Source organism: Proteus sp. MB838 (assembly GCF_054767435.1).
In genome coordinates, this window is sequence record NZ_BAABMO010000011.1 from 1 (window position 1) to 25,586 (window position 25,586).

The window sequence follows — 25,586 nt, forward strand, 5'->3', positions numbered from 1 at the left end:
TATCTCAATTACCAGGATATAAAATCTTTGTTGCTGGAGATATGGCTGAACTAGGCGAGGATTCAGAAAAATGTCACCGTGATGTGGGACGCTTTGCTCATCAAGTCGGTATCGATCGGGTATTAACCGTGGGTCATTACAGCCAGTTTATTAGTCAAGAAAATGAAGGCGGTGAGCATTTTTCATTTAAAGCTGATTTGCTTACCCAATTAATTCCATTATTACAGCAGCATGATGTTGTTTCAGTTTTAGTAAAAGGTTCACGAAGCTCAGCAATGGAGGATATCGTGAACGCATTAAAGGAGTGCTTTGAATGTTAGTTTGGCTAGCCGAATATTTGGTTAAATATCATACATTTTTTAATGTGTTTTCTTATCTGACATTCAGAGCGATTGTTGGTTTATTGACGGCATTAATTATTGCGTTATGGATGGGACCCCATTTAATTGCATGGTTACAAAAAATGCAAATCGGGCAAGTGGTGCGTAACGAAGGCCCTGAGTCACACTTTAGCAAACGTGGTACGCCGACCATGGGTGGGATCATGATCCTATTTTCTATCGCTGTATCAACCTTATTGTGGGCGCGATTAGATAATCCTTATGTATGGTGTGTACTCTTGGTGCTAATTGGTTATGGCATCATCGGTTTTATCGATGATTATCGCAAAGTAGTGCGTAAAGATACTCGAGGCTTAATAGCGCGTTGGAAATATTTCTGGCAATCGGTATTAGCTTTAGCGGTTGCATTTAGTATGTACGCGATTGGTAAAGATACCCCAGCAACGCAACTTGTCGTGCCTTTCTTTAAAGATGTCATGCCACAACTTGGCATGTTGTATATCTTACTGGCTTATTTTGTCATTGTTGGCACCAGTAACGCGGTAAATTTAACCGATGGTTTAGATGGCTTAGCCATTATGCCTACGGTGTTTGTAGCGGCTGGATTTGCATTAGTTGCATGGGCTACAGGTAATGTCAATTTTGCCAGCTACCTAAAAATTCCTTATTTAATGCATGCAGGCGAATTGGTGATTGTTTGTACCGCCATTGTCGGCGCGGGATTAGGCTTCCTTTGGTTTAATACTTATCCTGCCCAAGTCTTTATGGGTGATGTTGGCTCTTTAGCATTAGGTGGCGCATTAGGTACTATCGCCGTGTTATTACGCCAAGAATTTTTATTAGTGATTATGGGGGGCGTGTTCGTTGTTGAAACGCTCTCGGTTATTTTACAAGTAGGTTCATTTAAACTGCGCGGCCAACGTATTTTCCGTATGGCGCCAATCCATCATCACTATGAATTAAAAGGTTGGCCAGAGCCTCGTGTGATTGTCCGCTTTTGGATCATCTCTCTTATGTTAGTCCTTATTGGTTTAGCGACATTAAAGGTACGTTAACATGGCAAATTATCAGGGGAAAAAAGTTGTTATCGTGGGACTAGGCATTACTGGTCTATCCTGCGTTGACTTTTTTATCCGCCAAGGTGTAACACCTAAAGTGATAGATACTCGCCAGCATCCCGCGGGTTTAGATAAGCTACCTGCTGATGTTGAGTATCATACGGGGAGTTTTCATCAAGTATGGCTTAATGATGCTGATTTAATTGTCTCAAGTCCGGGTATTGCGTTATCAACGCCTGAGTTAGTTGAAGCGCGAGATCATGGAGTGGAAATTGTCGGTGATATTGAGCTATTTTGCCGTGAGGCAAAAGCACCTATTGTTGCGATAACAGGCTCTAATGGCAAAAGTACCGTAACGACGTTGGTGGGGGAAATGGCTAAAGCTGACGGGATCCCTGTCGGTGTCGGTGGCAATATTGGTGTACCTGCTTTAACGTTATTAACACAGCCTTATGACTTATATGTCTTAGAGCTATCGAGCTTTCAATTAGAGACAACCTATAGCTTAACAGCGGCGGCTGCCACGGTATTAAATATTAGCGAAGATCATATGAATCGCTATCCGTTAGGATTAGAACAATACCGTGAAGCTAAATTACGTATTTATGATAATGCTAAAACCTGTGTCTATAACGCAGATGATGTTCTGACATTGCCTTTAGCTGGCAAAGATGCACGTTGTGTGAGTTTTGGTATCGGACAAGGTGATTATCAACTTGATAATACCAATCGTTACTTGAACGTAAATGGTGAAAATATTCTTGCCACTTCACAGATGTTCCTTTCTGGTCAACACAATTACACCAATGCATTAGCCGCATTAGCGTTAGCTGATGCGGTGGGAATTTCTCGTAAAGCATCACTGGCTGTTTTAAACACCTATCATGGCCTTGCTCATCGTTTCCAATTAGTTTACTCCCATAATGGGGTACGTTGGATCAATGATTCTAAAGCGACTAATGTAGGTAGCACAGAAGCAGCTTTAAGAGGGCTTGAAGTAGAAGGGACTTTGCACCTGTTGTTAGGTGGGGACGGTAAGTCTGCTGATTTTAGCGCGCTATTACCTTATCTCAGTGGCGATAATATTCGCTTATATTGCTTCGGACAAGATGGTCAAGCATTGGCAAATTTACGACCACAAGTCTCACAATTAACCGCGACTATGGAAGAGGCGATGCGATTACTTGCACCAACAGTGCAAACTGGCGATATGGTGCTACTTTCACCCGCTTGTGCAAGTCTAGATCAGTTTAAAAGTTTCGAACAACGTGGTGATGAGTTTGCCCGTTTAGCGCAGGAGCTTGGCTGATGAGTGTATACGCAATGCGAAGATTAAAACAGTGGCTGGTGGGAAGTTATCAAACAGATAACAGCGCGTTCGTGCCTTATGATCGCACTTTGCTCTGGTTTACATTCGGATTAGCGGTTGTCGGGTTTGTGATGGTAACCTCGGCGTCAATGCCTGTTGGACAACGTTTAGCAGAAGATCCTTTTCTATTTGCTAAACGTGACGGCATTTATATGATTGTTGCCCTTTGCCTTGCATTAGTGACAATGCGAGTGCCAATGGCGGTATGGCAACGCTACAGTAGCTTAATGCTGTTTGGTTCTATTTTGCTATTACTCGTGGTATTGGCTGTGGGTAGCTCAGTAAATGGCGCATCACGTTGGATTGCATTTGGGCCTTTACGTATTCAGCCAGCAGAGCTTTCTAAATTGGCACTGTTTTGTTATCTCTCCAGTTATTTGGTGAGAAAAGTAGAAGAAGTGAGAAACAACTTTTGGGGATTCTGTAAACCTATGGGGGTGATGTTAATATTAGCCGTGTTACTGCTATTACAACCCGACTTAGGTACGGTGGTCGTGCTGTTTGTGACCACATTAGCGTTGCTTTTTTTAGCCGGTGCAAAAATTTGGCAATTCCTCGCCATTATTGGTACAGGTATTGCCGCTGTTGTGATGTTAATTATTGTTGAGCCTTACCGTGTACGACGTATCACTTCGTTCTTAGAACCTTGGGAAGATCCTTTTGGTAGTGGTTATCAGTTAACACAATCCTTGATGGCTTTTGGACGCGGTGATCTACTGGGGCAAGGGTTAGGAAATTCAGTACAAAAGTTAGAGTATCTACCTGAAGCTCATACTGACTTTATTTTCTCCATTTTAGCAGAAGAACTTGGTTATATCGGTGTGGTTTTAGTGCTTTTAATGGTATTCTTCATCGCTTTTCGTGCGATGCAAATTGGACGCCGTGCTTTGCTGCTCGATCAACGTTTTTCAGGCTTTTTAGCCTGTTCGATTGGGATCTGGTTTACCTTCCAGACTTTGGTCAACGTCGGTGCGGCAGCAGGTATGTTGCCAACGAAAGGGTTAACATTACCTCTTATTAGTTACGGTGGTTCGAGTTTGATTATTATGTCAACGGCTATCGTGATGTTGTTACGAATTGATTATGAATCACGCCTAGCACAGGCTCAGGCGTTTGTAAGGAGTCCTAAATGAGCGAACGTAAACGCCGATTAATGGTGATGGCCGGCGGAACAGGAGGGCACGTCTTTCCTGGATTAGCAGTTGCTCATTATCTGCAATCCCAAGGTTGGGATATTCGTTGGTTAGGAACCGCGGATAGAATGGAAGCACAATTAGTGCCTAAGCATGGCATTGAAATCGAGTATATCCGTATTTCGGGTCTGCGAGGTAAAGGGGTAAAAGCGTTAATTGCGGCACCTATTCGTATTATAAAAGCGATTTTTCAAGCCCGTCGGATTATGAAGCGCTATCAGCCTGATGCCGTATTAGGCATGGGGGGCTATGTTTCTGGACCAGGCGGTGTTGCAGCATGGAGCTGTGGTATTCCCGTTGTTTTACATGAACAAAATGGTATTGCAGGCTTAACTAACCGTTGGTTGTCAAAAATAGCCAAACGTGTGTTACAAGCATTCCCCGGTGCGTTTGCTAATGCGCCTGTTGTTGGTAATCCGGTTCGTGACGATGTCTTAGCACTTGAAGCCCCAGCAGAGAGATTAAAAGGCAGAGAAGGTGCTGTCCGAGTGCTGGTTATTGGTGGTAGCCAAGGTGCGCGTATCTTAAATCATACAATGCCCGTGGTGGCTGGATTATTAGGAGAGCGGGTTACAATTTGGCATCAGGCCGGCAAAGGGAGCGAAAGTGATACCAAATTACGCTATCAAAATGAACTTTCTAAAAATTCAGTTAAATCTGAGTATAAAGTTACTGAATTTATTGATGATATAGCGCAAGCTTATCAATGGGCTGATGTTGTTGTATGTCGTTCAGGTGCATTAACAGTTAGCGAGATTGCCGCTGCGGGGTTACCCGCTATTTTTGTTCCTTTTCAACATAAAGATAGACAGCAATATTGGAATGCATTGCCATTAGAAAATGCCGGTGCGGCGCGTATTATTGAACAGAATGATTTAACGCCAGAAGCGATAGCTGACACCCTAGAAAATTGGGATAGACATCAGCTAATGCTAATGGCAGAAAAAGCACAAAGTGTTGCGATTACGGATGCTACTGAGCGAGTCGCTAATGTAATTATCGAAGTGGCTAAAAAATAAACGTAACTTGTAACCATTAACTTAGAGTGAAGAAGTAAATAGTGAATACACAACAGCTGGCGAAATTAAGATCTTTTGTGCCTGAGATGAGAAAAGTTAGGCATATCCACTTTGTTGGCATTGGTGGTGCTGGCATGGGCGGGATCGCTGAAGTGTTGGCTAATGAAGGCTATGCAATCAGTGGTTCTGATTTAGCGCCTAACGTAGTCACACAACAACTCGTTGCATTAGGGGCGACAATCTATTTTAATCATCGCCCTGAAAATATTCGTGATGCTAGTGTTGTGGTGGTTTCTACCGCAATTAGTGCAGATAATCCAGAAATTATTGCAGCAAGAGAAGCGCGTATTCCTGTGATACGTCGTGCAGAAATGTTAGCGGAGTTAATGCGTTATCGTCACGGGGTTGCGATTGCAGGAACCCACGGTAAAACAACAACAACGGCGATGATTTCGAACATTTATGCACAAGCAGGATTAGATCCAACCTTTGTTAATGGCGGTTTAGTGAAATCAGCCGGTACCCATGCTCGTTTAGGTTGTAGCCGCTATTTAATTGCAGAAGCGGATGAGAGTGATGCTTCTTTCTTACATCTTCAACCTATGGTTGCGGTGGTAACGAATATTGAAGCTGACCATATGGACACTTATCACGGTAATTTTGATAATTTAAAAGAGACTTTTATTACTTTTTTACACAACTTACCGTTTTATGGTCGCGCAGTGATGTGTATTGATGACGATGTTATTCGGTCAATTATTCCTAAAGTAGGGCGTTATATTACTACCTATGGTTTTAGTGAAGATGCTGATGTACGCATTACTCATTACGAACAAAAAGGTGCGCAAGGATTTTTCACTATTTCTCGTGAAGATATGCCTGATTTAGATGTGGTATTAAATGCGCCGGGACGTCATAACGCCTTAAATGCAACCGCAGCTGTGGCTGTTGCTACAGAAGAAGGGATTGCGGATGAGCATATTTTAGCCGCACTACTTAATTTCCAAGGCACTGGGCGTCGTTTCGATTTCTTGGGAAATTTCAGTCTTGAGCATGTGAATGGCCAAGAAGGGGAAGTCATGCTGGTGGATGACTATGGACATCACCCAACAGAAGTTGATGCAACGATAAAAGCGGCACGAGCAGGTTGGCCTGATAAACGTTTAGTGATGTTATTTCAACCACATCGTTATACACGTACTCGTGATTTATATGAAGATTTTGCAACGGTGCTTAATCAAGTTGATATTTTATTATTAACCGATGTTTATGCAGCAGGAGAGGCGCCTATTCCCGGTGCAGATAGTCGTTCACTGTGTCGTACTATTCGTCAACGTGGCAAACTAGATCCGATTTGGGTTTCTGATGTTGAGAACATCTCCTCAATATTAGCGGGTGTATTAACAGATAATGATCTTGTTTTAGTTCAAGGTGCTGGAAATATTGGTAAAATAGCGCGTCGCTTAGCAGAAACAAAATTACAACCATCTTTAAGCGAGGATTAAGACGGATGTTTGAGTAAGTGAACATCATTTATGGTGAAATGGTTAAGAAAATGACTGTAATGGTGGGAGATTTTAGTCAAAAAGAGATCTTATTTGCGAAAAATACGATCGGTAATTTGCTTGCTCAAAGAGATGTGGGAAAAATTTATCAGTTAAAAGTAGCGAAATTTAAAGAAAAACTCGCTATTTTGACTTTTAAGGTAAATAATTCTCAACAGATTGAACAATTTAGTGATTTAATTATCAAAGCTAAAGGTATTTATAGAGTATATATATCTAGTGGAAGTATTAATCGTAGGAATATCGTACAAAAGAATAGCCGATTCTCTTATTTGAATGTTGCGCAGGGGTGAATGAATTTACTATGTCACAAGCAGCGCTAAATAATAAAGAGATAAAAGAGAAACGTCATTCTGATAGACCGAGTAATGGTAGCTATTTATCAGGATTAATCTTCTTCTTATGTGTGATTGCCACCATTATTTGGGGCGGAATACAAGTTGTGAATTGGATGAAAGATGCTAATCGTCTACCGATATCAAAGCTTGTACTTACTGGTGAGCGGCATTACACAACGAATGATGATGTGCGTCAGGCCATTTTATCTTTAGGCCAACCAGGCACTTTTATGACACAGGATGTCAATATCATTCAGCAACAAATTGAACGTATGCCATGGATCAGGCAAGTGACCGTACGTAAACAATGGCCAGACGAATTAAAAATCCATCTGGTGGAGTATGTGCCATTTACCCGTTGGAATGACACACATTTTCTTGATAGAGAAGGCCGAATTTTCAGTCTGCCAACGCGATTGGAAACACAAGGAAATTACCCACTATTATATGGGCCGCAAGGAAGTGAGAAAATGGTATTAGCAGGTTATTTAGCAATGAGAGATCAGCTTCTTGCCAGTAATCTGAAATTAAAAGCAGCATCAATGTCAGCTCGTCAAGGATGGCAATTAGTCTTAGACAATGATGTCCGATTGGAGTTAGGGCGTAAGGATACCGAAAAACGGATTGCTCGCTTTATTGAGCTGTATCCTATCTTGCAACAACAGACTGACAAACGGGTTGATTATGTCGATTTACGTTATGACAGTGGTGGTGCAGTTGGATGGGCTCCTTTATTACTTGATGTGAATGAATAAACAAGACGTGGCAGATGACACGATGAAGGCGAAGGCAGAACAATAATGATCAAAGCGACGGACAGAAAATTAGTAGTTGGTCTTGAGATTGGTACGGCCAAAGTAGCCACCCTTGTCGGTGAGATCCTGCCTGATGGCGTAGTGAATATTATCGGGGTGGGAAGTTGCCCATCTCGGGGTATGGACAAAGGTGGCGTGAACGATCTCGAATCCGTCGTAAAATGTGTACAACGGGCTGTAGATCAGGCTGAATTGATGGCAGATTGCCAAATATCGTCAGTATATTTGGCGTTATCAGGCAAACATATTAGCTGCCAAAATGAAATTGGTATGGTGCCAATTTCAGAAGAAGAAGTAACACAAGATGATGTTGATAGCGTGGTGCATACTGCGAAATCCGTCAAAGTAAAAGATGAACACCGTGTTTTACACGTAATACCGCAAGAGTACGCCATTGATTACCAAGAAGGGATCAAAAACCCTGTTGGGTTATCTGGTGTACGTATGCAGGCTAAAGTACATCTGATTACCTGCCATAACGATATGGCGAAGAATATAGTAAAAGCAGTTGAGCGCTGTGGTTTAAAAGTGGATCAACTGATTTTTGCAGGACTGGCTTCAAGTTTTGCTGTGCTAACAGAAGATGAGCGCGAATTAGGTGTTTGTGTCGTTGATATGGGTGGCGGAACCATGGATATCGCCATATATACCGGTGGTGCATTAAGACATACTCGTGTCATTCCTTATGCAGGCAACGTTGTGACTAGCGATATTGCTTACGCTTTTGGTACACCACCAAATGATGCCGAAGCAATAAAAGTGCGTCATGGCTGTGCATTAGGCTCTTTAGTTGGCAAAGATGAAAATGTCGAAGTTCCAAGTGTCGGAGGTAGACCACCAAGAAGTCTACAACGGCAAACACTTGCTGAGGTGATTGAACCGCGTTATACCGAGCTTTTAAATCTTGTTAATGAAGAGATTTTGAGTGTTCAGGAACAATTACGTCAGCAAGGAATAAAGCACCATTTAGCGGCAGGTATTGTTTTAACAGGTGGTGCTGCACAAATAGATGGACTTGTTGAATGTGCTCAACGTGTTTTCCACACGCAAGTACGGATCGGTAAACCGTTAAATATTACCGGGCTAACAGATTATGCGCAGGATCCCTTCTATTCTACGGCAGTCGGGCTTTTGCATTACGGTAAAGAATCTCACTTTGGTGAGGAAACTGAAACCGAAAAACGCTCTGCAGTTAGTGGTTGGCTAAAAAAACTCACTGGCTGGTTAAAAAGAGAGTTTTAATCATCAGACAAATTTAAAAAGAGGTCGTTTGAGCAAGCGACCCTAAAAGGCACAAAACGGAGAGAAATTATGTTTGAACCTATGGAATTAACCAACGATGCGGTGATCAAAGTCATCGGCGTTGGTGGCGGCGGCGGTAATGCGGTTGAGCACATGGTTCGTGAACGTATTGAAGGCGTTGATTTCTTCGCGGTCAATACTGATGCTCAAGCATTACGTAAAACAGCAGTTGGACAAACTATCCAAATCGGTAATGCCATTACGAAAGGCTTAGGTGCAGGTGCAAACCCTGAGGTAGGCCGTAATGCTGCCGAAGAAGATCGTGAAGCGTTACGCGCTGCACTAGAAGGTGCGGATATGGTATTTATCGCTGCGGGTATGGGCGGTGGTACTGGTACCGGTGCTGCGCCAGTCGTTGCTGAAGTTGCGAAAGAGTTAGGTATTTTAACGGTTGCTGTTGTGACTAAGCCTTTTAATTTTGAAGGCAAAAAGCGTATGGCATTTGCTGAGCAGGGAATTACTGAGTTATCTAAGCATGTTGACTCATTAATCACTATTCCAAATGACAAGCTGCTAAAAGTACTCGGCCGTGGTATTTCGTTACTTGACGCATTTGGTGCGGCAAATGATGTATTAAAAGGTGCTGTTCAAGGTATCGCAGAACTGATCACTCGCCCAGGTTTGATGAACGTCGACTTTGCTGACGTGAGAACGGTGATGTCAGAGATGGGTTATGCCATGATGGGATCTGGTGCAGCTAAAGGCGAAGATCGTGCTGAAGAAGCCGCTGAAATGGCGATTTCAAGTCCATTACTGGAAGATATCGACCTGTCTGGCGCACGTGGTGTGTTAGTTAATATTACAGCAGGCTTTGATTTACGTCTTGATGAGTTTGAAACCGTCGGTAACACCATTCGTGCATTTGCATCAGATAACGCCACAGTGGTGATTGGTACTTCTCTTGACCCTGAAATGAACGATGAACTGCGTGTTACTGTGGTTGCTACAGGTATCGGCATGGATAAACGTCCAGAAATTACGCTGGTAACTAATAAGCAAAATCAACAAAACGCTATGGAAAATCGTTATCAGCAAATGCAAAATAGCATGTCCTCTTTCTCTACAGTAGAAGAGAGCAAGCCTGCAGCTAAAGCGGTTAATGAACAATCTACTCAAGCTAACAAAGAGCCAGATTATTTAGATATCCCTGCTTTCTTAAGAAAACAGGCTGATTAATCGTCAAAAAGATTGGCATCTCCGCTTTTTGTGCTAAACTGTCCTGCCAATTATAAGTATAATAATTGGTAGGACGGATAATATTGCGAGATAAAATGATGATCAAACAACGGACATTAAAACGAATTGTACAAGCAACTGGTGTGGGGCTCCACACGGGTAAAAAAGTTACGCTTACAATGCGTCCGGCGCCAGCTAATACTGGGGTCATCTACCGTCGTACTGACTTAAATCCACCGGTGGATTTTCCAGCAGACGCAAAATCAGTTCGTGACACTATGTTATGTACTTGCTTAGTGAATGAAGATGATGTGCGTATATCAACCGTTGAGCATTTAAATGCAGCACTGGCTGGTTTAGGCATTGATAATATCGTAATTGAAGTGGATGCACCTGAAATTCCTATTATGGATGGCAGTGCAGCACCTTTTGTTTTCTTATTGCTTGATGCAGGTATTGAAGAGCTTCGCACTGCGAAAAAATTCATCCGTATCAAGGAAACAGTACGTGTTGAAGATGGCGATAAATGGGCGGAAATGCGTCCTTATAATGGTTTTAAATTAGATTTTACTATCGATTTTAACCATCCTGCTATCGATGCAAGTACTCAGCGTTATAAATTAGATTTCTCTGCTGAATCCTTTATGAGTCAAATAAGTCGTGCTCGTACATTTGGATTTATGCGTGATATTGAATATTTACAATCGAAAGGATTGTGTTTAGGCGGTAGCTTTGATTGCGCTATCGTGGTTGATGACTATCGTGTCCTCAACGATGATGGTTTACGTTTTGAAGATGAATTTGTTCGTCATAAAATGTTAGATGCAATCGGTGATTTATTTATGTGTGGCTATAACATTATCGGTGAATTTACCGCGTTTAAATCAGGTCATGCACTAAATAATAAATTGCTCCAAGCTGTTTTAGCAAAAGAGTCTGCTTGGGAATTCGTCACCTTTGAAGACGAAGCGAAAATGCCAGTGGCATTTAAAGCGCCATCGACAGTTTTTGCTTAATCGCTCAATTGTAAAGCACGTTAATTATCTCTAATTAGCGTCATCTTTGGCTGTACTTGTACTCTCTCCGGCAAGTGCAGCCAACCGTTCTAATCTTTCTCTTAATTTCTTCGGGCTTTTCTCTGCCAAATATTTCAATGATTGTGCACTCTCTACACTTAAATGGCGTTTTTTTACGGGTGTTAGATCTTTTAATGATGAAGTGACACTCTTTTTTCCCGCTTTTATGCTTAAAGAAGGATTTATTTTGATGTCTATTGAGGATAACGATGGTAAAATTTCCTTTCTTAATGCAGAAAGTAATGATGGAATTTCATAACGTAATCGGGTCATCCAACTTGCGTTTGTGACTTCAATAATTAAAATAGCATTGCGATAATTGGCGACACGGCATTTACCTTGTAACGGTGCTGGTAAAAGTGCCATGACTGTACGATTTAATTTGAGTAAAATTGTTGCACGCTGTTGTATAAGCTGTAATGTGCTTTTATTGGAACCTTCAAGCTCTTTTAGGATGTTTTCCAATGATTGTGGGTAGCTATCCCGCATAGATTTTGACTCCACAAATTATAAAATTAAATAACGAAGGTTAATGAGCATTATAAATTTTTGGCGACAATTTGGCAGACGATATTTTTGGTCGCATCTGCTATTAGGGATGGTAGCAGCAGGTATTGGTATGCCTTCGCTGGTGTCTGCCCATGCTGAAAATCCATCACAAACGGATACACCTTCCTCACAAAATCGTCAAAGCCAAGCATTAATCGCTTTTGATAATTTATTCTTACGCCAGAGTGTACAGAATCCTGCTTCATCCTTCACCTTTAATTACTGGCAACAGCATGCCGTTAAAAATGTGATTAAGCAGCTCTCTTTTGCTTTTACCATTCATTCACCTGAATTGATGGTAAAAGCAAAAGATGAGCCATCACCTGTTGCGAATGTTGCTGAGGTCATGCTTGATACGCTTTATGCGTTACTGACTCAAGCGCCATCTTCTACCCTGGTTAATTTACCGATTTCCCGTGGCGTATTAACGGAAAATCGTATTTCCTATCATACCGGATTATGGCTTGCTCAGATCCGCGGTATCCGTGCTGGACCTTACCTAACAGCTTAATTGAGTTTGTTAATCTTTGTTAGATTATGCTTATCTCTATGATTTATCGTCGATAAACATAGAGGCTGTATTCGGCGTATTTACGCCATAAATGAGAATAAAGAGTTATGTTAGGTAAAATTGTAACCAAAATTTTTGGTAGTCGTAATGAACGCGCTATTCGTCGTATGCGTAAAGTGGTTGCTCAAATCAATCAACTAGAGCCAGAATTTGAAAAATTAACCGACGATGAATTGAAAGCCAAAACAGATGAATTTCGTGAGCGTTTAAAAAAAGGTGAAAAAGAAGAGGATATTTTACCTGAAGCTTTTGCCACTGTACGTGAAGCGAGTAAACGTGTTTTTGGTATGCGTCACTTTGACGTACAGCTTATTGGCGGTATGGTATTAAATGATCGCTGTATCGCAGAGATGCGTACAGGGGAAGGTAAAACCTTAACTGCAACACTGCCTGCTTATTTAAATGCGCTATCAGGTAAAGGGGTGCATGTTGTTACCGTCAATGACTATTTGGCGCAACGGGATGCGGAAAATAACCGCCCACTATTTGAATTCTTAGGGTTAAGTGTTGGTATCAACCTCCCTAATATGGCACCACCAGCAAAACGTGAAGCTTATAACGCAGATATCACTTACGGTACAAATAACGAATTTGGTTTCGACTATTTGCGTGACAATATGGCGTTTAGCCCTGAAGAGCGTGTCCAACGTAAATTACACTATGCATTAGTGGATGAGGTTGACTCCATTTTAATTGATGAAGCTCGTACTCCACTGATTATTTCAGGGCCTGCTGAGGATAGCTCTGAACTTTATATTAAAATGAATAAAGTTATTCCTCATTTAGTGCCTCAAGAAAAAGAAGATTCAGATACCTTCCAAGGAGAAGGGGATTACTCTGTCGACGAAAAAACGCGTCAAGTGAATATTACTGAGCGTGGCTTAGTTAAAATTGAAGGGCTATTAGCCGAAGCAGGTATGATGAAAGAGGGCGAGTCACTTTACTCACCTGCTAACATCATGCTTATGCACCATGTAACGGCAGCCTTACGTGCCCATGCATTATTTACAAAAGATGTTGATTACATTGTTAAAGATGGCGAAGTTATCATTGTTGACGAACATACCGGTCGTACCATGCAAGGCCGTCGTTGGTCGGATGGTTTACACCAAGCGGTAGAAGCAAAAGAAGGTGTGAAGATCCAAAATGAGAACCAAACATTAGCGTCCATTACATTCCAGAACTATTTCCGTTTATATGAGAAATTAGCGGGGATGACCGGTACTGCAGATACCGAAGCTTTTGAATTTAACTCTATCTACCGTTTAGAAACTATCGTTATTCCAACTAACCGCCCAATGGTACGTAAAGATTTACCTGATTTAGTTTATATGAATGAAAAAGGTAAATTTGCCGCGATTATTGAAGATATTCGTGAACGTACTAAAAATGGACAGCCGGTACTGGTGGGGACCATCTCGATTGAAAAATCTGAAGAGATCTCCCAAGCACTCACAAAAGCGAATATTCATCATAATGTCCTGAATGCCAAATTCCATGCTATGGAAGCAGATATCATTGCTAATGCAGGATTACCATCAGCGGTGACCATCGCAACTAATATGGCTGGTCGTGGTACCGATATCGTATTAGGGGGAAGTTGGCAGACTGAAGTTGCGAAGCTGGAAAATCCAACAGAAGAGCAAATTGAAGAGATCAAAGCACAATGGCAAAAACGCCATGATGCGGTATTAGCTTCTGGTGGTTTACATATTATTGGTACTGAACGCCATGAATCACGTCGTATCGATAACCAGTTACGTGGTCGTGCGGGGCGTCAAGGGGATGAGGGTTCTTCTCGTTTCTATCTGTCAATGGAAGACTCCTTAATGCGTATTTTTGCCTCTGATAAAGTATCAGGCATGATGCGTAAACTGGGAATGAACGAAACAGAAGCTATTGAGCATCCATGGGTAACTAAAGCGATTGCTAATGCACAACGTAAAGTAGAAAATCGTAACTTCGATATTCGTAAACAATTACTTGAGTATGATGATGTAGCCAATGATCAGCGTCGAGCTATTTATACTCAACGTAATGAGTTGTTAGATGTTGCTGATGTCAGTGAAACTATCGACAGTATTCGCCAAGATGTGTTTACTTCGATGATTGATAACTATATTCCACCTCAATCACTAGAAGAGATGTGGGATATTGAAGGTTTAACGGCCTGTCTGCAAAATGACTTTGATTTAAATTTACCTATCAAAGAGTGGTTAGATAAAGAGCCTGAACTACACGAAGAAACACTGCGCGAACGTATTTTAGAAAAATCAATCGAAGTCTATAAAGCAAAAGAAGAGATTGTCAGTGCTGAAATGATGCGTAACTTTGAAAAAGGTGTCATGTTACAAACACTGGATTCACTGTGGAAAGAGCACTTAGCGGCGATGGATTATCTGCGTCAAGGTATCCATTTACGTGGTTATGCACAAAAAGATCCAAAACAAGAGTACAAACGTGAATCTTTTGCTATGTTCGCTAATATGTTGGAATCACTGAAATATGAAGTGATCAGCACATTAAGTAAAGTACAAGTTCGTTTACCTGAAGAAGTTGAAGAGTTAGAGCGTCGTCGTCGTGAAGAGGCGGAGCGTTTAGCTAAACAGCAACAACTTAGCCATGAAGTGACAAAAGAATCACAAATGTCAGCCGTTGATGGCCAAGTGGCATCAGGCAAAAAAGTGGGTCGTAACGAACCTTGCCCTTGTGGTTCAGGTAAAAAATATAAGCATTGTCACGGTAAATTAGGTTAATTACTTATTGCTTATTATATGGGTAAGAATGTAACACCATTTTAAAAATAGAAAGCCCACCTTCGAATAAAGGTGGACTTTTTTTATCATGGATAAAAAACCATAAAATAGGAGAGTGGAGGTAATAAAGGTTGTTTTTTTGTTGTTTAATGTTCTGTCCCTGTTTGGGGTTCGACTAGCTTAGCAATAATTGGGCAATCAGGATTATTATCACCTTGGCACTCTTGTGCTAAATGCGATAATGTTTGCGTCATTCGTTGCAATTGCGCTATTTTACGGTTTAATTCATCGATATGAGAAAGGGCAATAGCTTTTACATCAGCACTTGTCCGTTCTCTGTTATTCCATAAAACTAATAATGTTGATATTTGCTCTGTTGAAAAACCAAGAGCACGTGAATGGCGGATAAAGCGAAAACAATCTACATCGCTATCATTGTAATCGCGATAACCTCCGTCAGTACGAATTGCCTTAGGTATTAAACCAATTTGCTCATAATATCGGATCATTTTACTTGAAATACCGGATTTTTTTGCAGCTTGACCAATATTCATCTTATTCTCCTTATCTGATAATAAAGCGCTTTTCTTCTAAGTAGAGATAATTGCTTTATCAGCATGAGCCAGATCTTTTTCGGATCTGGCAATAAAGATAATTTATGTTTAATGTGTTTTCATGGGCGCTTGAAAACGTTTTAGTCGTAGTGCATTTCCTAAAACAAATACACTAGAAAGCGCCATTGCTGCGGCAGCGAATATAGGCGAAAGTAACATGCCATTGATAGGATAAAGCATACCCGCAGCGACTGGGATTAATAATGCGTTATAAGCAAATGCCCAGAATAAGTTTTGTTTGATATTACGAATGGTTGCTTGGCTAAGTGCAATCGCATCAACAACACCGCGTAAATCACCTGACATTAGTACTACGTCAGCAGCTTCAATGGCAACGTCAGTTCCTGTACCAATTGCCAATCCTACATCAGCTTGTGCAAGCGCTGGGGCATCATTGATACCATCTCCGACAAATGCAACTTTATCTCCTTTCTGACTAAGTTGTTTTAATGCCGCAACTTTTCCATCAGGAAGGACTTCTACAACTATTTCATCAATACCAAGTTGTTTTGCTATTGCTTTTGCTGTTGCTTTGTTATCACCTGTGATCATTGCTACTTTCAAACCTAATGCATGTAATGCTTTAATAGCTTCAGGTGTTGTTTCTTTTATTGGGTCTGCAACGGCAATAATCGCAGCAAGACGGCCATCAATGGCGGTATACAGTGGTGTTTTACCTTGCTCACCTAATTTTTGAGCGGATGAAGCGAACTGACTGACATCTAACCCAAGCTGTTTCATAAAGCGGTCGGCACCCACAGAGACAGATCTTCCATCAACTGTTGCACTAACACCAAAACCAGGAATAGCTTCAAAATTATCCACACTAGCAAGCGTTAATTTTGCCTCGTTTGCTGCATTAACAATTGCTTGTGCAATAGGGTGTTCTGAATAAGTTTCAATTGAAGCGACAAGACTTAATATCTCGTTATATTCAAATTTTTCTGCTGGGATCAGATCAGTTAGCTCAGGGCGGCCTTTTGTCAATGTACCAGTTTTGTCGAGTGCGACCACACTAACATCACGTAAGGCTTGCAAAGCTTCACCTTTACGGAAAAGTATTCCTAATTCAGCAGCTCGTCCTGTGCCAACCATAATTGATGTTGGTGTTGCTAATCCCATTGCACACGGACAAGCAATAATGAGTACCGCAACAGCATTGATGAGCGCAAAGGTTAGTGCAGGCTCAGGACCAAATGCGAGCCAAATAAAGAATGTGATCGTTGCACCTATCATTACTGCGGGCACAAACCACATGGTAACTTTATCAACAAGCGCTTGGATTGGTAATTTTGAACCTTGAGCTTCCTCAACTAAGCGAATTATTTGTGCGAGTATCGTATTGGCACCCACTTTGGTCACTTTAAAACTAAAAGCACCTGTTTTATTGATGGTGCCACCGACAACCTCAGCCCCTATCTCTTTTGCTACAGGAACGGGTTCACCGGTTATCATGCTCTCATCAACATAAGAATGGCCTTCTACAACCTCACCATCAACAGGGATTTTTTCACCAGGACGAACAACAACGATATCGCCCATCATAACTTGATCTAATGGAATTTCTAGTATTTCACCATGACGTGAAACACGTGCTGTTTTGGCTTGAAGACCCACTAAACGCTTAATCGCTTGTGAGGTATTTCCTTTGGCTTTTGCCTCAAGATTTCGCCCTAATAAGATCAAGGTAACAATCACGACAGCAGCCTCAAAATAGATATTTGCCGTACCTGCAGGTAAGACTTGGGGTATAAAGGTTGAAACGACAGAATACCCGTAAGCGGCTACTGTACCGACTGATACTAATGAGTTCATATCAGGAGCACCGCGTAATAATGCGGGTATTCCTTTTTTGAAAAAGCGTAAGCCAGGGCCAAACATCACTATGGTGGCAAGAACAAATTGAATATACCAGTTGAGCTGTTGCCCTAATGTTTGCGTTACCCAATGATGGACTCCGGGGATAAAATGTGAGCCCATCTCAATAACGAACACTGGTAATGTGAAGATAGTGGCAATAAGTAATGCTCGGCGTAACGAGCGGGCTTCTTTTTCACGACGCTCTTCACTTAAATCACGAGTATTGGCTGGATTATCTGATAGCCGCCGTGGTTTATAACCGGCATGGACAACCGCCACTTCTAAATCAGTAATAGATACTACGCCGGATAAATGACGCACACGAGCACGCTCAGTGGCAAGATTCACGGTGGCTTCTAATACACCAGGAATTTGAGCTAATGCTTTCTCAACACGCCCGACACAGGAAGCGCAGGTCATTTCTTCAATAGCTAATTCAGTGATCTCTTCAGGAACTTTATAGCCAGAGCTTTCAATCGCGCTTACAGCAAGTACAGGATTGGGGGTACTGCTAAATGTAATATCAGCACGTTCTGTTGCAAGATTCACGACAGCATCTTTTATTTCAGGTACTGCCTTTAATGCTCGTTCAACACGTCCGACACATGAAGCACATGTCATACCTTCTACAGGTAAGCTCAGCCTATTTGCTGAGGATAATGTTGTAGGTGTATTCATCAAACTTTCCCTCTTAAATATGGTATGGGACAAAGCTTAAGCTTTACCAATAGGGGAAGGTCAAGGATTATATAATTATTTTGTTTGCTTTTATTTTGTTTATATTCAATTGGTTATATTTTCTTGGTTTATTTTAAATATTAAAGAATTGTAAGTTTATCGGGAGCAGATGCCATAAGTACGATAATAAAAAGCCCACTTGTAATAATGACAATCAAGTGGGCTTAGCTTACAAAAAATAGGCAGTTACTCTTTTATGAAGTATCGACTATTTTTCAGAAATAGATGCTTTTGTATTGACGGTTTCATTCGTTTTAACGGGGGATTTAAAAGAAATATCTCCACCTACCAGTTGTTTTGCTAAATCCACCACAGAGGATTTCAGATCAAGATCAGCGCCGGCTTCATAATGATGTCCTTCAATATTTTCTAATTTAACGCTACTTCCCCCTAAATCAACTTGGCCTTGTTTACTCGCAATTTCTGCTCCGGTGAGTTTTGTCGAGCCATTCACATTTAATGATAGGTTGTTGTTGCTAGTTAAGGAGGTGGTTTTAGTGACAGCATCATTATCTACATGAGTGACTTTGATATCTGCATTAGCAGTATGACCCTCAGCACCTGTTACGATATTCTTAATACCATTACCAACTTTACCAAAACCTTGATCAATTTTGGCTTTAGTTTCATCACTGATACCTGTTTTATCTGCAATAGTTGAAGAGAGGGAATTGTATTTATCAGAGATAGCATCGGTTGATGATTTAATTCCTGAATCAATCGTATCTTTGATAGTTTTCTCTAATAATGACCCTCCGGCTTTAGCCGTTTTATTCACTTGGCTTGATTTAGGATCATTGGTGTGGTTATAGCCAACATTGACGCCAACAGTGACATGGCGATCACTCTCTTTTTGGCTAGCAATATTGAGTGAACCACCGACATTACCCGTAATGCTATCAGCAGTCACATTAGCACCAGATAGTGTCAGATCTTTATTACTATTAATCGTTAATGTACCTGTTTCTAAGGTTGCATTTTGGTGGCTCGTTTTTTGTTGATCTTCCACGTTAACCAGTAATTTACCCCCTATGTTATGAATAGAGGTAGCAGGTTTCTCCTCTGTAACTTCTTTTGGGGTGGTATTGGTTTTTTTGCCATTAAAGCCAATATCTGTTCCCCAATTGTTTTTATAATCAGTAGACTGCGCAGATGTGATCTCGATATCACCGGATTGTGATGTTAGCTGAGTATCTTTACTATTAACTTGTACTCCTTGAAGATGGACGCTATTGCCATTAATCGTTAAGTTTCCTGAGTTATTAATCGTTCCTCCTTCTCGAGATACGCTTTTCTCATCTTGTTTACCAATAGCAAATTGGGCACTACCTAAACCATTCACAGATGAAGCATCATCGGTCATTTTTTTACCAAAGCCTGCTTGTACTCCTCCAGATAAATTATTGCCTTTTTCAGTACGCTCAGAGCTCGCTGATTGTAGGTCGACTTTATTAGTTGCATTTAATGCAATATCTTGTTCGCTACTTAAATGAGTACCTTGTAAAGTCAGGTTATGCCCAGCGTTTAATTCAATACCTTGAGAGCCAGTGATAGCGCCCACTTTTGCGGTAGTCTGCTCTTTGCTGTGATGAGTGGTCCCTGCATTGAAACCTCCACCATAGTCTTTACTCTCTGGCGTGGTGCCCACTTTCAGATTTGCACTACCATTAACATTAGATTGACTTTCGCTATGAGTATCAGTCGCCTGTGCAAGAGTGAGATCACCCCCGCATTGATAACTGTTTTGCCCTTTTGTGCATCAAATTGAGCACCTTCATAATGGGCATCTTCACCTACATTAATCGAAATATCGCCATTTGAGGTAAATTGGCTACCTTTAGCCTTTGTTTCCATTAAGGCGTTATCAGTTGTTTGGCCTTCACCTTTAATAGCAACGGTAATATCACTGCCCGTTTTGGTACTGACACCAACTTGTCCACCGCCTTTTGTTTCATGGAATGTTGTTTGATGTTTATCTTGCGCGACCTCACTTGTGTGGGTGTTTGCTGTGAGAGAAATACCCTCTTGGGTTGATTGATAGTGAGTACCTTGATCATGTAACTTATTATTACTATCAATGTTGATTTTTCCTGCATTGATAGAGGTTGAAACGGCTTGGCTATCGGTTTGTGATTTCTGACTACCACCACCTTTAATACCAACTTCAACACCGACATTGGGGGTCTCTAAATTGCTAAGGTTAGCTAAATTAGCAATTGCATCTCTTGCTGTAACTTTTTTAGTTAAATCGGTATTGTTACCCGGTTTGGTTGTGTTAACACCATCTTCGATTGCTTTCTTAACTGGCTTCGTTACACCGCTATAATCAAGATTAACGCCAACATCGATACCAACATTTAAGCTGTCAGTTTTAGATGTTTCACTATCATTGACGGCAAGATGCTGAATATTTTCACCAGACTCTTGATAACGCCCCTCAACATGGTGAGAAGCCCCTTCGTGAAGCAAATCTTTGTTCGCGGTAATAGTCAAATCACCTGCAACCTCTGTTTGGCTGCCTCTATTTTTTGTTACCTCTGTTTGTGTATGTTGTTTGTCATATTGAAAATCGGCTTTAGAACCGACTTTATCTACACCTCCTGTGTAGCTAAAACCTCCTGAAATAGTGGTATCTGTGTTGTCCGTTTGTTTTTTATTTTCCGTGCTAACAAAGGCAACATTATCACCCGTAATAGAGGCATTCCCTGCGGTAGTCTTTAGATCAGATCCCGCAAAAGTCACATCTTTATTCGCTTGCAGATCAACATTGGCGCCACTAATGGTTGAGTTAGCTTGCTCTGTTTCAGTACTAGTATTTTTATTGGTGGTATGAGTGATATGAAAGCCCGCACTATATTGCTTGTCTTCAACTTCTTTGGCGTGCCCAGTAATGGCTAATGATGTTTTTTCATCATCAATCTTAGTGACTTGTTGTGCTGATTTAACGTTGATATCACCTAAAGAATGAATACCTAATTTATCAGCGCTTTTGATCAAACTACCAATGACATTAACATCATTGCCACTGACAACGGTCAATTGTGCATCGGAAATGAGTTCACTACCTGTAGATGTTTGTTTATTAGTTTCATTTTTATGTGAACTTTTAGTGATATTAAACGCGGTTCCTGTGCGTTCATCGATTTTACTGATGGTTTCACTCAGCGCATTATCAATGACGACATCACCTTGTGTGGTTTTAACAAAAGCACCTTGGTTGCCTTTTACTTGGCTACCGGTAATGTTGACATTGTTATCTGCAGCAAGGAGCAATTGACCATCAGCGGTTAATTGTGTTGCATGACTAACTTGTTGTTGATTATTATTATTTTTATTCTGACCACCACTAATACCTCCCCACATAACATGATTATCGGTGACTGTTTTATCATTATTGGTTTTTTGGACGTTTAAATTAATGTTATCTTTGGCATTGACCAGCACATTTTCATTCGCATGCAGTTTAGCACCTTGCGCTGTTATTGAGCCTTGAGCATCTAAACCAAGATCTTTACCTGCCGTTAATTCACTGGCTTTCAACGTCTCAGTTTGGTGGCTGTTACTCCAACTACCACTTTCTAAGCGAGAAGTATGATTACGTTTATTGCCATTTTCACTACGACTTTCTTTCTCAACTAATCCATTGATATGGATATCTTTATTGGCATTAATTGCAAGGTTATTCCCCGCATTAATTTTAGCCGCGTCTAAGGTAACATTTCCTTTAGTTGCGGTTAATGTTGCATTATTTTTAGCATCAATTTGGCTATCAATTTGCTGTATTTGTTCTTTCTCTTTAGTCACATCGTATTTCCACGAGTAGAACCAGCGATTATCAATATCGGTCTCTTTTTGCTGTAGCTGTTTACCATCGATAGTTAAATCAGCACCTTGTAAAGTGATATCATCCCCCATTAAATCAGAGGCTTTGATTTGATTATGGCTACTCGCTACTAATGTGATGTTTTTACCTTTTAATTCGGTTTTAGTGAGTGTTTGACTAGAGCCACTATTATTAACCGTGATCCCGCCACGATAGTTTTGGTAATTTTCACTGCCATCTTTATCGTAACTGTCATAACGGACTTGACTATCTGTTTGAATATTATCGGCTTTAACACTTAGGTCGTTATCTGCGGTAAATTTACCTGCTAATTTAACTCCACTACCTTCAGCCGTATTAATAATGCGGATACGACCCGATTGCATACTACCAAAGAAATAGCTATCTAATGCTGAAACGGGTTTTTGTGAAGAGAGAATATCAAAATGTTGTGAGAAGGTGTTTTGTCCAGTAAAGGCTGAAATTTCAGCAGCAGTGATTTTCCCTCTACTATCAATACGAGGAGCAATTAAGTCTAACAACCCTGTTGTATTTAAGCCATTTTTACCAAGCGATAGTAAATTTGTGTTGTTGAGGGTGCTATAGCCTTTTAGCTGACCATTTTCAAAGAGCGGATTACCAACAACTAATGAAGAGCGGCTGGTATTTATAAAACCACAACCATCACATGTGATACCATTTGGGTTAGAAAGCACATATTCAGCAGCGATACCAAAGACCTCTTGCTGACCTAATAAGAATGATGGGTTGCGGCTAACAACTTCATTCAAAATTAAAGAGGCAGCTTGACCATTTAAATTGCTGTTAGCGTTTAAATGACCCGCAAGTTGAGATTGTCCCGCTTCTAATGCGTTATTAAATACAGCCCCAGGCTTGCCAACATTGAAGTCTTGGTATTGGTTATGAGAAATCCCTTCGTTATTTGGCGTGACTATATTAATCACTTGCGTACCACCATTAACAGCAGAGACATCCGGCCCTTGATGGCCTGCATCGGGCACGATGCCATTGCCATAAGCATTAAGAGAGACAAAAATTATTGCTAAAGACGCAGCAAGTCGCCCGGAGGGTGAAAGTTTAAAGTTTTTTGATTTCATAGAGTTATCTCCATTTGTTGCTATGAATGTAGATCAAAATAAGTATGAAAATTTAACCAGTAGTTGAGTAGGATCTTTGGTTTTATTGGAATTTGTTTGGTGATACAGTAACTCGCCTTTTGCAACTTCAAGGTCGAGTTGTGCTTGTTGATATTGAATATTTAAGCCGGAGCTTAGGCCGTAACCACCTTGCCATCCTTTGTAGTTACCATGTTGTTTTACTTGACCGATATCTATCCCTATACGAGGTGTGATAGAAAAGTGGTTAAGTCGATAGGGATAGGAGAGGGTATTGCGTAAATAGCCACCGTTATCACCAGAAAGTGTGCTTTGATCAAAACCACGAATGGCGTTTTTGTCTGTTAAACTTAGCCATTCAACGCCGGGGAGTGTGTCGTGGCTGTATTGGCCTAAAAAAGAACTATTGAATAAAAATGTAGAATGCCATAGAGAAAAGCGTTGATACCAATTGGCAAATAGCTTAACTTTTGTAAAGCGATAGTCGTTACCATTACCGTTAGCGATATAGGGTGTTTCCTCTGCGCCAAACCAGCCGACCGCTTTTTCAACACTTAAATTAGTGCTCAATACGCCATTTGGAATAATCTGCAAATGATTAATCCCTAATTCAATCGTGGTTAATTTAGGGCTACTGAGATCTAAACGAATTTGGCTAAAGTAGTTGCGTATACGTTTATGAGTGACTTGAATATTTAAGGTATCAATTTGTTTTTGGCTACGACTAAAAGCATAATCGCCTCTAATACCTACTTGAGTGGTATCGCCATATAAGCTGACAGTACGTGTTTGTAATTTTTGGTGAAATTGGTACTCCGAATAACTACCAAAAGAGCTAAAAGTAAAACCACCATAAGGAATTGAATAGAGCAAAGTATAAGCGCGATTAAAATGGGTATTCGGGTTATCTGTTGTTATGTTGGCATTTAAGCTTACAAAATCAGATAAACCTAATGGGCTATCTAAACTAGCATTCGTTCGTATTAACCAGCGGCCTGAATTTTTCTGTCCATAATTGTCACTAGCGATATTGAGATGCCAAGGTGATTTTCGTTGATTAGACAACTTAATGACAGATCCTCCCAATTCGGTACCGGGAAGAATATCCACTGTGACTTTATTTGATTGCAAACGGTTAGCTTGATCTAAGCCTTGATCGAGTGTAGCGAGTTTTAATGGTTGCCCTTTGATTCGAGGAAATAGTAGTGTGGTGTTAACACCTCGATCACCTCCTTCAATACGTTCAACAAACCCTTCAATAGCATACAGACCTAATTCGCCATGTTGGTTAGGACGTAAAAATTGGATACGTGCGGTAATATAACCATGTTGAAGATAACGCTGTGTGAGTTCTTTTACGAGGCGATTAATATCAGCACTCTTAATACATTGATCTGGTAACGGAGATAATGAATTGAGATCCTTCTCAGTAAGTAAAGTAATACCTTGAATATAAACGCCTTTTATAGGCAAACAATGTTCTGACTCAGTAATTAAAGTTGGGGTAGGTGAAATATTTACCGCTTTTTCTTGCAGTTGCTGATAGCGATTTTGTTCTATTAATTGATTAATTTCACGTTGGCTATCTTGCAATGCACGCCTTGATTCACTGATTGAGCCTAAATTTCCTGTTTCATTTGCGCTTAATCCACTGGTAGAAAAACAGCTTAATAGTGTTAATAAAACAACTTTTTTTTTCATTTTACCTCGAGATAAAGGTATTAATTCAAATATAATAATAGGGCTTTAATATATATAGATAATAAATAATGTTTTATTATTATATTGAAATTAAAAATAATAAATACCAGTTACTCTTTAATTGAATATATTTTTAAAATTGATGGATTTAAGTAAAACTTTCCCTTTTTTTAGTATTAACTATCAATAAACGTAAAATAATCAGTATGATTTTGTTAGAGAGAATAAGCGTTATCTACAAATAAAATCATTTGTTTAATTTTTATTGTTATTGTATTTGTTGTGATTTTTGCTATGTAAATTACCAGTTAGAAAAAATCAATTAACCAAAAAATAGGTTTTTTAGAGAAAAAAGAAGAATACTGAGAGCGGTTTTGAAAAAATTTAATTAAGTTAAAAGTGACTTTTCATTTGTTGGCAGTGATTTATTTATTTCATTATATAAAATATTCATTCTGTGAATAATTATTTCATTTTAATAAATAAAATATAAAAGCATTTATACTTTTACTATTTATTTATCTTAATAAATAGTGATGATTGAGTTTAAACGAAAAGAGTCCAACTTTTGCGGGTCGTTCATCAG

General features: G+C 40.3%; 16 protein-coding genes and 2 pseudogenes. 13 read left to right on the plus strand and 5 right to left on the minus strand.

The features are described 5' to 3' along the window. From ACYUCW_RS06730 to lpxC, 11 genes and pseudogenes are all read left to right on the plus strand, one after another. A pseudogene (locus ACYUCW_RS06730) lies at positions 1-320 on the plus strand (UDP-N-acetylmuramoyl-tripeptide--D-alanyl-D-alanine ligase); the annotation flags it as partial. Beyond that, positions 314-1,396: a phospho-N-acetylmuramoyl-pentapeptide-transferase gene (gene mraY, locus ACYUCW_RS06735; RefSeq protein ID WP_004248563.1), complete on the plus strand. Its 1,083-nt coding sequence runs from the start codon at positions 314-316 to the stop codon at positions 1,394-1,396. The pseudogene ACYUCW_RS06730 and the gene mraY, both read left to right, overlap by 7 nt. Position 1,397: 1 nt before the next feature. Continuing rightward, positions 1,398-2,708: a UDP-N-acetylmuramoyl-L-alanine--D-glutamate ligase gene (gene murD / locus ACYUCW_RS06740; protein WP_004244118.1), complete on the plus strand. Its 1,311-nt coding sequence runs from the start codon at positions 1,398-1,400 to the stop codon at positions 2,706-2,708. Then, positions 2,708-3,901, plus strand: a complete 1,194-nt coding sequence (ftsW, locus tag ACYUCW_RS06745) for a cell division protein FtsW (RefSeq protein ID WP_004244117.1) — start codon at positions 2,708-2,710, stop codon at positions 3,899-3,901. Before murD ends, ftsW begins: the two co-directional genes overlap by 1 nt. Further along, complete coding sequence (gene murG, locus ACYUCW_RS06750; RefSeq protein ID WP_004244116.1) at positions 3,898-4,980, plus strand: undecaprenyldiphospho-muramoylpentapeptide beta-N-acetylglucosaminyltransferase; 1,083 nt, start codon at positions 3,898-3,900, stop codon at positions 4,978-4,980. Before ftsW ends, murG begins: the two co-directional genes overlap by 4 nt. A gap of 41 nt (positions 4,981-5,021) precedes the next feature. Continuing rightward, positions 5,022-6,485: a UDP-N-acetylmuramate--L-alanine ligase gene (gene murC, locus ACYUCW_RS06755; protein ID WP_004244115.1), complete on the plus strand. Its 1,464-nt coding sequence runs from the start codon at positions 5,022-5,024 to the stop codon at positions 6,483-6,485. Positions 6,486-6,502: 17 nt separating this feature from the next. Further along, positions 6,503-6,838: a hypothetical protein gene (locus ACYUCW_RS06760; RefSeq protein ID WP_460408304.1), complete on the plus strand. Its 336-nt coding sequence runs from the start codon at positions 6,503-6,505 to the stop codon at positions 6,836-6,838. An 11-nt stretch (positions 6,839-6,849) separates the two neighbouring features. Continuing rightward, the gene (gene ftsQ / locus ACYUCW_RS06765) at positions 6,850-7,638 is read left to right on the plus strand and encodes a cell division protein FtsQ (RefSeq protein ID WP_012368234.1); all 789 of its coding nucleotides are present in this window, start codon (positions 6,850-6,852) and stop codon (positions 7,636-7,638) included. Positions 7,639-7,683: 45 nt separating this feature from the next. Further along, the gene (ftsA, locus tag ACYUCW_RS06770; protein ID WP_004244110.1) at positions 7,684-8,940 is read left to right on the plus strand and encodes a cell division protein FtsA; all 1,257 of its coding nucleotides are present in this window, start codon (positions 7,684-7,686) and stop codon (positions 8,938-8,940) included. Between the two features lie 69 nt (positions 8,941-9,009). Then, positions 9,010-10,176, plus strand: a complete 1,167-nt coding sequence (ftsZ, locus tag ACYUCW_RS06775; RefSeq protein ID WP_004244108.1) for a cell division protein FtsZ — start codon at positions 9,010-9,012, stop codon at positions 10,174-10,176. A gap of 98 nt (positions 10,177-10,274) precedes the next feature. Further along, positions 10,275-11,192, plus strand: coding sequence for a UDP-3-O-acyl-N-acetylglucosamine deacetylase (gene lpxC / locus ACYUCW_RS06780; RefSeq protein WP_012368233.1), 918 nt, complete (start codon positions 10,275-10,277; stop codon positions 11,190-11,192). A 30-nt stretch (positions 11,193-11,222) separates the two neighbouring features. On the opposite strand, the gene ACYUCW_RS06785 is transcribed toward lpxC, so the two are convergent. Continuing rightward, a complete protein-coding gene (locus tag ACYUCW_RS06785) occupies positions 11,223-11,741 on the minus strand; it encodes a DUF721 domain-containing protein (protein ID WP_049201797.1) in 519 nt (172 codons plus the stop codon). Between the two features lie 43 nt (positions 11,742-11,784). On the opposite strand from ACYUCW_RS06785, the gene secM reads away from it, so the two are divergent. Next, positions 11,785-12,312, plus strand: a complete 528-nt coding sequence (secM, locus tag ACYUCW_RS06790; RefSeq protein ID WP_004244104.1) for a secA translation cis-regulator SecM — start codon at positions 11,785-11,787, stop codon at positions 12,310-12,312. Positions 12,313-12,419: 107 nt separating this feature from the next. Continuing rightward, entirely contained in the window at positions 12,420-15,128 is a 2,709-nt protein-coding gene (secA, locus tag ACYUCW_RS06795; RefSeq protein ID WP_004244101.1) for a preprotein translocase subunit SecA, read from the plus strand. Positions 15,129-15,274: 146 nt separating this feature from the next. Here secA and cueR read toward each other — a convergent pair whose 3' ends face one another. The 4 genes and pseudogenes from cueR to hpmB form a co-directional block, all read right to left on the minus strand. After that, a complete protein-coding gene (gene cueR / locus ACYUCW_RS06800; RefSeq protein WP_004250349.1) occupies positions 15,275-15,682 on the minus strand; it encodes a Cu(I)-responsive transcriptional regulator in 408 nt (135 codons plus the stop codon). 108 nt (positions 15,683-15,790) lie between these two features. Then, positions 15,791-18,280 carry a heavy metal translocating P-type ATPase gene (locus tag ACYUCW_RS06805; RefSeq protein ID WP_460408305.1) on the minus strand — a complete coding sequence of 830 codons (2,490 nt, stop codon included), beginning with the start codon at positions 18,278-18,280 and terminating at the stop codon, positions 15,791-15,793. Positions 18,281-18,548: 268 nt separating this feature from the next. Next, positions 18,549-23,281, minus strand: a pseudogene (gene hpmA / locus ACYUCW_RS06810) (calcium-independent hemolysin HpmA). Between the two features lie 33 nt (positions 23,282-23,314). Then, positions 23,315-25,000: a hemolysin secretion/activation protein HpmB gene (gene hpmB, locus ACYUCW_RS06815; protein WP_460408306.1), complete on the minus strand. Its 1,686-nt coding sequence runs from the start codon at positions 24,998-25,000 to the stop codon at positions 23,315-23,317. Positions 25,001-25,586 lie beyond the last annotated feature (586 nt).